This window comes from Micromonospora sp. NPDC005174 (assembly GCF_040608495.1).
Lineage (GTDB): Bacteria > Actinomycetota > Actinomycetes > Mycobacteriales > Micromonosporaceae > Micromonospora.
In genome coordinates this window covers 253,455-265,827 of record NZ_JBEXIJ010000001.1, presented here as the reverse complement: position 1 = coordinate 265,827, position 12,373 = coordinate 253,455, and the positions used below count along the sequence as shown (strand labels likewise).

General features: G+C 70.1%; 7 protein-coding genes. 1 reads left to right on the top strand and 6 read right to left on the bottom strand.

The genetic code is table 11. From position 1 onward, the window contains the following. The 6 genes from ABZU91_RS01250 to ligA form a co-directional block, all read right to left on the bottom strand. On the bottom strand, nt 1-2,223 hold a 2,223-nt coding region (locus ABZU91_RS01250), incomplete at its 3' end, for a hypothetical protein (protein WP_355232935.1). A 745-nt stretch (nt 2,224-2,968) separates the two neighbouring features. After that, nucleotides 2,969-4,468 carry an Asp-tRNA(Asn)/Glu-tRNA(Gln) amidotransferase subunit GatB gene (gene gatB, locus ABZU91_RS01245; protein ID WP_355232934.1) on the bottom strand — a complete coding sequence of 500 codons (1,500 nt, stop codon included), beginning with the start codon at nt 4,466-4,468 and terminating at the stop codon, nt 2,969-2,971. Between the two features lie 13 nt (nt 4,469-4,481). Beyond that, on the bottom strand, nt 4,482-5,957 hold the full coding sequence (gene gatA / locus ABZU91_RS01240) for an Asp-tRNA(Asn)/Glu-tRNA(Gln) amidotransferase subunit GatA (RefSeq protein ID WP_355232933.1): 1,476 nt from the start codon (nt 5,955-5,957) through the stop codon (nt 4,482-4,484). A 76-nt stretch (nt 5,958-6,033) separates the two neighbouring features. Continuing rightward, nucleotides 6,034-6,339: an Asp-tRNA(Asn)/Glu-tRNA(Gln) amidotransferase subunit GatC gene (gene gatC, locus ABZU91_RS01235; protein ID WP_088991147.1), complete on the bottom strand. Its 306-nt coding sequence runs from the start codon at nt 6,337-6,339 to the stop codon at nt 6,034-6,036. A 122-nt stretch (nt 6,340-6,461) separates the two neighbouring features. Continuing rightward, the gene (locus ABZU91_RS01230) at nt 6,462-9,113 is read right to left on the bottom strand and encodes an EAL domain-containing protein (protein WP_355232932.1); all 2,652 of its coding nucleotides are present in this window, start codon (nt 9,111-9,113) and stop codon (nt 6,462-6,464) included. 152 nt (nt 9,114-9,265) lie between these two features. Beyond that, nucleotides 9,266-11,401: an NAD-dependent DNA ligase LigA gene (gene ligA / locus ABZU91_RS01225; protein ID WP_355233089.1), complete on the bottom strand. Its 2,136-nt coding sequence runs from the start codon at nt 11,399-11,401 to the stop codon at nt 9,266-9,268. Between the two features lie 334 nt (nt 11,402-11,735). Here ligA and ABZU91_RS01220 point away from each other — a divergent pair, with 334 nt between their 5' ends. After that, entirely contained in the window at nt 11,736-12,326 is a 591-nt protein-coding gene (locus ABZU91_RS01220) for a type II toxin-antitoxin system PemK/MazF family toxin (protein WP_355232931.1), read from the top strand. The last annotated feature ends 47 nt before the right edge of the window (nt 12,327-12,373 follow it).

The window sequence follows — 12,373 nt, the reverse complement described above, 5'->3', positions numbered from 1 at the left end:
ACCGGGCGCGTGCTGCTCGCTGACGCCTTCGTCGGTGACGGTCGACGCACGGGGCTGATCGGCGGCAATGCCGGCATGGACGGCCGAAGGCGGCTCCGCGCCGTCGTGAAGGCTGGAATGGACCGCGCTGGGCTGGTCAGCTGTCACCCACGTGAGAGGGTACGAGACGCCCGATGACGGCTCCGAGGGAACCCCCACATTCCACGAACCGCCCGAACCACCAACAAGACGCCAACCCCGAGGATGCACAAAGTCCAATTTCCACAAACCATCCAACGCTGCGACGCCGCCTAGTATGTCGCGAAGCGCGGCGACATTTAGGGCTGCCTTTCCTGTGCCGCCATACGCTTTGTTGACCTCGGCATGGGTCACCACGTCGCCGAACTTGCGAACAAAAAGATCCAGCAGAGCAGCAGCCGCAACTGGAAGCATTTTTACTCGGCGGCCACCGTGAAGCAGTATTCGGCCGTGGAGGAACCACGAGTTTTGGGGACCACTGCCACTGGCATCGGCCGTAGCAGGCGACGAGTCCAGCGCGTGCTGATCGCCGGCGCTCTCGTGGGTGAAGGTCGACGCATACGGCTGATCGACGTGCATACCGGCCTGGGCGGTCGACGACGGATCCAGCAACGCGCCGACCACCGAGTCGAGGCTGGAATGGACGGCGCTGGGCTGGTCAGCTGTCATCCACGTGAGAGGGTACGAGACGCCCGATGACGGCTCCGAGGGAACCCCCACATTCCACGAACCGCGCGAACCACCAACAAGACGCCAACCCCGAGTAGGCAAGACTACTATTTCCCACAAACCGTTCAACGCTGGGATTCCGATTATGCTCTCGCGAAGCGAGGCAACATCCATGGATGCGTCCCGTGTGCCGCCATACGCTTTCTTGACCTCGGCATGAGTTACCAGGTCGCCGAATTTGCGAACAAAAAGATCCAGCAGAGCAGCGGTCCCAACTGGGAGTCTTTTTACTTGGCGGCCACCGTGAAGCAGTATTCGGCCGTTGAGGAACCACGAGTCTTGGGGACCACTGCCACTGGCATCGGCCGTAGCAGGCGACGAATCCAGCGCAGGCTCGGCGGAAACCTCACCAGCGGCGACCAGACCGGCAGGATCCCCGACCCGACCAGAACGAACCCTCACATTCCACGAAGCGCGCGGACCACCAGCAAGACGCCAACCCATGCGAGAACGCACGTCTATCTTCCACAAACCCTCCAACGCTTCGATGCTATCTAGTTTTAGGCGAAGATTTTTGACAGCCGTGGCCGCGGAGGCTATGCCGCCATACGCTCTCTCGATCTCGGCATGAGTTACCAGGTCGCCGAATTTGCGAATAAAGAGCTCCAGCAGCGCAGCGGCCGGCTTTCCAAGCTGTGCTATTTCGAGGCCATCGTGAACCAGTGCTCGGCCGTCGAGGAACCATGAATCTTGCCGTGCACTGCCACTGGCCTCGGCCGTAGCAGGCGACGAGTTCTGCACATGCCGCTCGCTGGTGCTCGGGTGGGTGGAGGTCGATGCGTACGGCTGGTCGCTGCGCATGCCGGTATGGACGGTCGACGACGAATCCAGCAACGCACCCACCAGTGGGACGTCGATGGGGTCACCATGGATGCTCGACCGCATGCGGAGCATGTCCCACTGCCGAAGCCGCCGGTTGTGATCCAACACAAGAGACACCGCCCCACGCAACGGACCCGGCACCGCCCCTGCGTCCCGCATCGAACTGGGCAACTCGAACTCAACGATCCGCCCACTTGGTCGAGCCTGCGTCTCGACCAACAACAACTGACCATCAGGACGACGCGCCACCACCACCAGATGACGCGGCACCTTCGGACGGTCCACCCGCACCACCGTCACCGCACCCGGCGCCAACCCCCCCAACCCACCAAGGCCCGCAGCAACGAACGCCCCACCCAACCGCCGGCCAACCCACCCCACCCCATCAGCGTCATCACGCGTCACCAACGGCAGACCCACACCCGTGAGCACCTCACCGACCCGAGGCACACAATCAGCCGCACCATCCCAGTCAGCGACACCCTCCAGCGCCACGCCCAACCGCCACCGCATCACCGCCGACGACAACCCCGACACGCCGGCCACCGACTCCACATGGCCACCAGCCGCACCCGGAAACACCACCACATCACCCGACACCCACCCCGGCAGCACACCCGCGCGCACCCACAACGGCACACCCAACTCACTCACCCATCGCAACACCCCCCACCCATCCACAGCCGCCGACGCCAACGCCACCACCGACCGCCCCACCACACGAACCGACTGCCCCCGCACCACCTCCCGCACCCAACCCGACCCCACCGACCCCCCATCAACCCACACCACCTGCACACCCACCACCGGCTCACCAAGACACACTTCCTCCGGTGGCACACCCCCGCCCAAAAACACCCCCGACCGCACCCACGTCAACCCAAACTCCACACACCCCACAACCCCACCCTCACCCACTCGAAACAACCCTCCGGATCAGCGCAACCACTCGACGAGACCTCCACTTAAAACCATAAAGCCCACAAAGAAGGCCGACCAGACAGGAAACTTCAGGTTTGACAGAACGGCGCCACAGGCAGTGTGTTTCAGAATGCGCTCCGGGCAGGTCAACACCGCAACGAGGAAAGTGCAGATGTGCGGTACAGGCCGGGACCGCGTACGCAGTGGGTGATTCCTACGCGGACTTCAGATGCAAGCGTGACGAGGCGAGCGGCACAGGTGTTTCAGTCACAGCCCCCGCCGCCGTGCAACCTGTCGGGGCGTCGACGGCCGGATCAGCCGAGTGCGACGGCGGGGACGCAGCGCCAGGTCCCAAGACCCGGGCCCGGGCCGATTGCTCAACCACACGTGCCAACGCCGCCTCGAACCCGACCTAAGTGTGGTGAACACGGCGAACGGGCTGGCACACACCGCGCCAGCCCGTGCACACCGAGATTGGTCAGCCCTGGACGCCCAGGCGCTCCAGGATCAACGTGCGGACGGCTGCGGCGTCGGCCTGACCACGGGTCGACTTCATCACCGCGCCGACCAGCGCGCCGGCCGCCGCGACCTTGCCGCTGCGGATCTTGTCGGCGATGCCCGGGTTGGCGGCGATGGCCTCGTCCACCGCGGTGGTGAGCGCACCGGTGTCCGAGACGACCTCCAGGCCCCGGCTGGTCATGATCTCGGTGGGTGAGCCCTCACCGTCGACCACGCCCTCCAGCACCGTACGGGCCATCTTGTCGTTGAGCTTGCCGGCGTCGACCAGACCCTGCAGCTCGGCGACCTGCGCCGGGGTGGCGCCGATGTCGGCCAGCTCCACGCCGCTCTCGTTGGCCCGGCGGGACAACTCGCCCAGCCACCACTTGCGGGCCGCGGCCGGGGTGGTGCCGGCTGCCACGGTGGCCTCGATCAACTCGACCGCTCCGGCGTTGAGCACCGACTGCATGTCCAGGTCGGACAGGCCCCACTGCTGCTGGAGCCGACGCCGGTGCACCCGAGGCAGCTCCGGCAGGGCGGCCTTCAGCTCGGCGACCCAGGCCGGGTCCGGGGCGACCGGCACCAGATCCGGCTCCGGGAAGTACCGGTAGTCGGTGGCCGTCTCCTTCGAGCGGCCCGACGTGGTGTCGCCGCTCTCCTCGTGGAAGTGCCGGGTCTCCTGGGTGATCCGGCCGCCCGCGTCGAGCACCGCCGCCTGCCGCAGCATCTCCGAGCGGACCGCCCGCTCCACCGACCGCAGCGAGTTGACGTTCTTGGTCTCGGTACGCGTGCCCCACTCCTGCCCCGGCAGGTTCAGCGAGGTGTTCACGTCGCAGCGCAGCGAACCCTCCTCCATCCGCACGTCCGAGACGCCGAGGGTACGGATCACGTCACGCAGCTCCGCGACGTACGCCCGGGCCACGTCCGGGGCGAGCGCCCCGGTGCCCACGACCGGCTTGGTGACGATCTCGACCAGCGGGATACCGGCCCGGTTGTAGTCCACGAGCGACTCCGTCGCGCCGTGGATCCGCCCGGTGGCACCGCCGACGTGCAGAGTCTTGCCGGTGTCCTCCTCCAGGTGCACCCGCTCGATCTCGATCCGCACCGTCTCGCCGTTGACCTCGACGTCCAGGTAGCCGTCGACGCAGATCGGCTCGTCGTACTGGCTGATCTGGAAGTTCTTCGGCATGTCCGGGTAGAAGTAGTTCTTCCGGGCGAACCGGCACCACTCGGCGATCGAGCAGTTCAACGCCAGGCCGATCCGGATGATCGCCTCGATGGCGGCCTTGTTGGCCACCGGCAGCGACCCGGGCAGGCCCAGGCACACCGGGCAGACCCGGGTGTTCGGCTCGCCACCGAAGTCGGTCGGGCAGCCGCACCACATCTTGGTGTTCGTGCCCAGCTCGACGTGGGTCTCCAGGCCGATCACCGGTTCGTAGCGCGCGACGACCTCGTCGTACGCGGGCAGCGTCGTCGTCATCTGGGCTCCTGCCTCACAGTGCCGGTGGGGTGAACGTGCCGACCGCGGACTCCAACGCGGCCGCGACCCGGTACATCCGGTCGTCGGCCATCGTCGGGGCCATCACCTGCAGGCCCACGGGCAGCCCCTCGGAGAGACCACAGGGCACCGAGATGCCCGGCCCGCCGTACAGGTTGGTCGGAATGGTGAACAGGTCGGCCAGGTACATCTGGTACGGGTCGGCGGTGCGGGCGCCGATCGGGAAGGCCGTGAACGGGGTGGTCGGCGAGATCAGCGCATCCACCTGCTCGAACGCGGCGTTGAAGTCCCGCGTGATGAGCGTACGGACCTTCTGCGCCTGGCCGTAGTACGCGTCGTAGTACCCCGACGACAACGCGTACGTGCCGATCATGATGCGGCGCTTGACCTCGGGGCCGAAGCCGGCCTCGCGGGTCAGCGACATGACCTCCTCCAGCGACCGGTTGCCGTCGTCGCCGACCCGCAGGCCGAACCGGACGCCGTCGAACCGGGCCAGGTTGGAGGAGCACTCGCTCGGGGCGATCAGGTAGTACGCCGGTAGCGCGTACGCGAACGTCGGGCAGGACACCTCGACGACCTCGGCGCCCATCTTGGTCAGCGCGTCGACCGACTCGCGGAACGCCGCCATCACGCCCGCCTCGGCGCCCTCGCCGACGAACTCGCTGACGATGCCGAGTCGTACGCCGGTCAGGTCACCGGTCGCGCCCAGCTTCGCCGCCGCCACCACGTCCGGTACGGGCTGCGGGATCGACGTCGAGTCGCGCGGGTCGTGCCCGCCGATCACCTGGTGCAGCAGGGCCGCGTCGAGCACGTTGCGGGCACACGGGCCGGGGGTGTCCAGCGACGAGGAGAACGCCACCAGGCCGTACCGGGAGGTGCCGCCGTAGGTGGGCTTCGCCCCCACGGTGCCGGTGACCGCGCCGGGCTGCCGGATCGAGCCACCGGTATCCGAGCCGATCGCCAGCGGCGCCTCGTACGCGGCCAGCGCGGCGGCGCTGCCACCACCCGAGCCACCCGGGATGCGGCTTAGGTCCCAAGGGTTGTGCGTCGGGCCGTACGCCGAGTACTCGGTGGAGGAGCCCATCGCGAACTCGTCCATGTTCGTCTTGCCCAGCATGACGGTGCCGGCGGCACGCAGCCGCTGCACGATCGTCGCGTCGTACGGCGGACGCCAGCCTTCGAGGGTCTTCGAGCCGACGGTGGTCGGCACGCCACGGGTGGCGAGCACGTCCTTCACCGCGACCGGCACACCCGCGAGGGCGCCCAGCTCCTCGCCGGCGGCCCGGCGCTCGTCCACCGCGCGGGCCGCGGCGAGCGCGCCGTCGGTGTCCACGTGCAGGAAGGCGTGCACCCGGTCGTCGACCGCGGCGATCCGGTCCAGGTGCGCCTGGGTCACCTCGACGGCGGAGGTCTCCCCGCCGGCGACCAGGGCGGCGATCTCCGTCGCGGTCATTCTGGTCAAATCGCTCATGCCGTCACTCCGCTTCGCTCCGCGACGCCATGAGGCACCACAGCGCTGCACTGTTGATTCGCTCGCTGGCGCTCGCTCATGAGGCCACGTCCTCGCTCAGAATCCGGGGTACGCGGAACCGCTGGTCCTCGGCGTCCGGCGCGCCCGACAGCGCCTCCTGCGGGGTCAGGCACGGCGTGACGACGTCCTCACGGAAGACGTTGGTCAACGGCACCGAGTGCGAGGTCGGCGGGATGTCCGCGGCGGCGACCTCGCCGACCTGGGCGACCGCCTGGAGGATCACGTCGAGCTGGCCGGCGAACGTGTCCAGCTCCTCCTCGGTGACGGCGAGCCGCGACAGGCGCGCCAGGTGCGCGACCTCCTCGCGGGAGATGGCGGCCATCCGTGCCCCCTTCTGATGTCCTGCTGGTCGGGCGGTGTGCCGGCGCGCGGCGGGTGCAGCGTGACGCGCGGTGACCGGAGCGAGTCTATTGTTCCGCCCCCCGCGCCGGCTGCTCGGGTGGGTCAGCGCGTCAGTCTGCGGGCGGCGTCCGGCTCCGGACCTCCGCTGGGGCGGACCGGCCGGTAGCGGGCCAGCCAGGTGACCAGCTCCTCGGCGGGCATCGGGCGGGCGTAGAACCACCCCTGGGCCGCGTCGCAGCCGGCCGCGTACAACATCCGCCAGGTCCGCTCGTCCTCCACGCCCTCGGCGACCACCCGCAGACCCAGCGCGCCCGCCAGCTCGATCGTCGAGCGGACGATGGCCGCGTCGTCGGCGTCCTCGGCCATGCCCAGCACGAACGACCGGTCCACCTTCACCTCGGACAGCGGCAGCCGGCGCAGGTGTTGCAGCGACGAGTACCCGGTGCCGAAGTCGTCCAGCGCGATGGCCACCCCGATCTGGTGCAACCGGGAGATGGTGGCCAGCACCCGGCGCGGATCAGCCATCAACGCGCCCTCGGTGATCTCCAGTTGCAGCCGTTCGGCCGGCACCCCGTAGCGGGCCAGCCGGTCGGCGATCTGGTCGGCGATCTCACCGGTGTGCAGGTCGCGCACACTGACGTTGAGCGCCGCGCGTAGCCCGATGCCGGCCGCCGACCACTTGGCGAGCTGCTCCACCACGTCGTCCACGACGCGCCGGGTGAGCAGCCGCATCACCGCGCTCTGCTCGGCGACCCGGATCAGCTCCTCCGGGTCGACCATCCCCCGACGCGGGTGCCGCCAGCGCAGCAGGGCCTCGACACCGACCACCTCGCCGGTCGCGATGGCGATCTGCGGCTGGTAGTACATGGTGATCTCACCGGCGTCGTCGACCGGCTCGCCGCCGTCGCGTACCCACCCGGTCGCCTCGATCACCCGCTCCCCCGCAACGGGCCCACCGTCGCGCCCCGGACGGTGGTCGCCCGCCGGTGGCAGCGCGCCGCCGTTCGGCGAGCGACGGCCGTGACCGCCGGAACGCCGGTCCCGGCTCGGGCCCGGGCGGGTACCCGGAATCGTCGCGCGACTGTTGCGGCCCCGGATCGGGTCGGCGCCGGTGGCGATCCGGTTGATCAGCTCATCGGTGTGCGCCAACTCGCCGTCGGCGCGCCGACGGCGAGCCCACCACCGCCCGCCGGTCGGCGGCGTCGCGGCGATCACCGGCGCCGCATCGGCCGGCAGCGCCGCGCCGTCACCGCCGCGCACCTCGGCCTCCACCGCAAGGGGTACGTCTGCCGTCCGCTCCGACTCACCCGACTCGGGGTCGTCCACGGGTACGGGATGGCCTGCTCGTGTGGCGGAAGCGGCTGGTGCGGCGTGCGTGGCCTCGTCGGCGTGGCTTGCGGCGTCGGCCTGGCTTGCCTCGTCGGCCTGGCTTGCCTCGTCGGCGGACGAGCCGGACTCGAGCACCCGGCGGAGGTCGGCGAGGAGCCCGAGACGCTCGGCCGAGTTGTGGTCGGACTCCGGCGCGTACACCGCGACCGTGTCGTTGCGGTGCTTGGCGTCGTACATCGCCACGTCGGCGTGCCGCATCAGGGTGGCGAAGTCCTCGCCGTGCTCGGGGAAGAGGGCGATCCCGATGGAACCTCCGACGTCGAGCGGCAGTCCGTCCAACGGCACCGGCTCGGCCAACGCCCCGACCACACGATCGGCCAACTCGCGCGCCTGGCCGACATCGGTCAGCCCGGTCATCACGATGGCGAACTCGTCTCCACCCAGACGGGCGATCATCTGCGGCTGGGGCTCCACGTCGGTGAGCCGGGCGCTGACCTCGACCAGCAGCCGGTCACCGACGGCGTGCCCGAGCGCGTCGTTGACGTTCTTGAAGCGGTCCAGGTCGATGAGCAGCAGCGCCAGATGCCCGCCGGGCTCGCCGCGGGCGGTCCGCTCGGCGTGCAGGTGCACCTGCTCGGCCACCTCGGTCAGCAGCGCCTTGCGGTTGGGCAACCCGGTCAGCGGATCCGCGTCGGCGAGATGCTGCTGCTCGACGGTCAGCCGGGCCATCCGGTACACGGCGAAGAGCGGCACCAGCACCAGCGGGATCAGCGCCGCGCTGAGACGGGCGGCGGCGACCAGCACCGGGGCGAGCAGCAGCAGCGAGCCGGTGGAGAGCAGTTCGAAACCGACGCCCTGGCGGACCGTGGGCCACCAGCGGTCGCCGAAGCGCAGCCGCACCGCCCAGCTCACCAGGCCGTAGTTCACGACGAACCAGGCCAGCGTCGCGCCCCCGACGGCGGCCACGTCGGTCCAGTGCAGGTGTCCCCCGGAGAAGATGGCGCCCGGCCCGAGCTGGATGACGCCGTACGCGGCGGCGAGCGCGCAGGCGTACTGGCCGACGTTGAACGCGGTCCGCCACGCGGCGTTGCCCATCCGCCAACCGGAGACGATCACCCCGACGGCCTGCACCACCACCGCCGGGCCGAGCCCCCAACCGAGCAGGATCGCGAAGGTGAAGCAGGTGGACGGGAAGACCGCCGAGGTCTGCCGTCGCCCGGGTGGGACGAACGGGCGCGCGTCGCAGACCACCGCGAGCGCGGCCATCGTCCAGAACGCCACCGGCAGGCGGGACACCTCGTCGGGAAGCGTCGTGAGTGGACCGGCGGCGGTCAGCGCCGCCACCACGAGGATGCCGACGACGAAGGTGGCGAACGGCGCAGCCCGCCCAGGTGGGAGGGAGTTGCGCGGGTCGGCGACCTCCATCACACCTCCCGAGGACCGGTCGACGTGTCGGTGGGCACGTCGTGACCCAATGAAACGCCCTCGGCCCCGGGTTTCCCGGTATGACAGTCACGAATCGGTCGTAGTCGTAATTAAGTTGGTATACGCGGCGGCCACTCCGACGCGTGGCGGAGTCAGCCCTCGACTCGGGCGACCTCCCGCGCGGCGTCCGGACCCGCGTCCAGCAGCAGCCGGAACCCGTCCTCGTCGAGCACCGGCACCTTGAGGCTGGCCGCCTTGTCGGCCTTGGACCCCGGGTTGTCCCCCACCACGACGAAGCTCGTCTTCTTGGAGACCGACCCGCTGACCTTGCCGCCCCTGCTCTGCACGGCCTCGGCGGCCTGGTCCCGGGAGAAGCCGGCGAGGGTGCCGGTGACCACGACGGTCAACCCCTCCAGCGGGCGCGGGCCCTCGTCGACCGCTTCCTCGGCCATCCGTACGCCCGCCTCGGCCCACTTGCGGACCACCTCGCGGTGCCAGTCGACCGCGAACCACTCCCGGATGCTGGCCGCGATGGTCGGCCCGACCCCGTCGACCGAGGACAGCTCCTCCTCGCTGGCCGCGTCGATGGCCTCCATCGAGCGGAAGTGCCGGGCCAACGCCTGGGCGGCCGTGGGGCCGACGTGCCGGATGGAGAGCGCCACGAGCACCCGCCACAGGTCGCGTTCCCGGGCGACGGCCAGGTTGTCGAGCAGCTTGACCGCGTTGGAGCCGAGGCTGCCGTCCTTGTTGACGAAGAACGGTGACCGGGACAGCTGGTCGGCGTCGAGCTGGAAGAGGTCACCCTCGTCGGCGATGATCTCCGCGTCCAGCAGCGCCGCCGCACCCTTGTAGCCGAGCACCTCGATGTCGAACCCGCCACGGCCGGCGAGGTGGAACACCCGCTCCCGGAGCTGGGCCGGGCAGCTGCGGGTGTTGGGGCACCGGATGTCGACGTCGCCCTCCTTGGACGGCGCGAGCGGGGTGCCGCAGGACGGGCAGCTCGTCGGCATGACGAACGGGCGGGCATCGGCGGGCCGCAGGTCGACCACCGGACCGAGCACCTCGGGGATCACGTCGCCGGCCTTGCGCAGCACCACCGTGTCGCCGATCAGCACACCCTTGCGCTCCACCTCGCGGGCGTTGTGCAGGGTGGCGAGCGCGACGGTCGAGCCGGCCACCCGCACCGGCTCGAGGACGGCGAACGGTGTGACCCGACCGGTACGCCCCACGTTGACGTCGATGTCGAGGAGCTTGGTGGTGACCTCCTCGGGCGGGTACTTGAAGGCGATCGCCCAACGCGGGGCCCGACTGGTCGAGCCCAGACGACCCTGGATGGAGACCGGGTCGACCTTGACCACCACACCGTCGATCTCGTGCTCGACGTCGTGCCGGTGCTCGGCGTAGTAGGCGATGTATTCCGCCACGCCGGACAGGTCCGGCACGACACGCCACCGGTCGCTGGTCGGCAGCCCCCACGCCTTCAGCGCCCCGTACGACTCGGACTGGGCCGTGGGCTGGAAGCCCCGACGGGCCCCGATGCCGTGCACGACCAGCCGCAGTGGCCGGGAGGCGGTGATCCGTGGGTCCTTCTGCCGCAGGCTGCCGGCGGCGGCGTTGCGGGGGTTGGCGAACGGGGCCCTGCCCTGCTCCACCAGACCCGCGTTGAGGTCCGCGAACGCGGCGATCGGGAAGTAGATCTCGCCCCGGACCTCCAGCAACTCGGGGATCGTCGGGAACTCGGCGGACGGCGTGAGCTGGCCGGGTACGTCCCGAATGCTGCGCACGTTGGCGGTGACGTCCTCGCCGGTGCGGCCGTCACCCCGGGTGGCCGCCCGGACCAGCCGCCCGGCCTCGTAGGTCAGGTTGATCGCCAGACCGTCGACCTTCAACTCGCAGAGGTAGGGCACCGGCCCGCCCGCGTCCCGCTCGACCCGCTCGGCCCAGGCTGCCAACTCCTCGTCGGCGAAGGCGTTGTCGAGCGAGAGCATCCGCTCGGCGTGCGTGACGGGGGTGAAGTCGGTGGAGAACGTGCCGCCCACCCGCTGCGTCGGCGAATCCGGCGTGCGCAGCGCCGGAAACTCCTCCTCCAGCGCTTCGAGCTGGCGCAACTGCTTGTCGAACTCGGCGTCGGTGATGATCGGCGAGTCGAGCACGTAGTAGCGGTACTGATGTTCGGTCAGCTCACCGCTCAACGTGGCGTGCCGCTCCCGCGCCTGCGGCGTCGGCTCTGCGCCGGCCGCCGCCTCCTGAGCCCGGCTGACCTGCTGACCGATCTGCTCCTCGGACACCCCGCCACTTTCGGACACGCCTGCGACCTCCCTGATCACGCTACTAAGGCACGGTATCGGTCCGGGGTGACAATCCGCCGCCCACCCGCAGGGAGGCCGGAACGCGGTCCGTTGATCGACTCCAGATCGCCGATATCGGGGTATCCGCGCGCCCCAGATGCCCCCAGATCGGTGATCTCGAGTCGATCACGACGCACTACCGCGCGCCCGGCGCGTGCGCCCGGCGCGTGCGCCCGCGCACGGGCGGCGGTGTCGCCAGCGGGCGACCGGGGTCATGACGTGCGAGGATCGCCGGACGAAGCGGCCGGCGCGCCGCCCTGACGTGGAGGTGGCGATGAACGAGGCGCTGCTCTGGGCGGTCGCGATCCTGCTGGCGGTGGCCGCCGGTTGGGCGTGGAACAGCTGGCGGAGCCGGGCGGCCACGCGACGCTCGACCGACCGACGCTCGACCGACCGTCCCGGCCGGGGTGCCGCGACCGGCGGGGGCGGCCGTCGACCCGCGCCGCCGAGGCCGCGTGGCACCGACCGACCGGCCGGTACGACCCGCTCCCGGCAGACCGATCGTGCGGCCGACGCTCCGGCAGCGGGCGAGATCTGGTGGGCCGATGTGCCGTACGTCGACGGCAGCGGCTCGAAGGTGCGGCCCTGCCTGGTCCTCCGCGTCGATTCCCGGGGCGCCGACGTCCTGAAGATCACCAGTCAGGACAAGAGCGACCGGGACGACCACGTCCGGATTCCCACCCGGGAGTGGGATGCCGACGCCGAGCACGACAGCTACCTGAGCCTGACCGAGCCGGTCCGGGTCAGCCTCGCCGACTTCGCCGACCGCGCCGGCCGTTGCGACGCCGACCTGTGGCGCAAGGTCCGCAGCCTCCGCCGGCTGACGCCAAGCTCAACCGAAGGCCATCCCGACCCCACGCCGTAGATCCACTCGACTTCCACGAAACCGGCCGGTCCACCCGCCAGCGACAG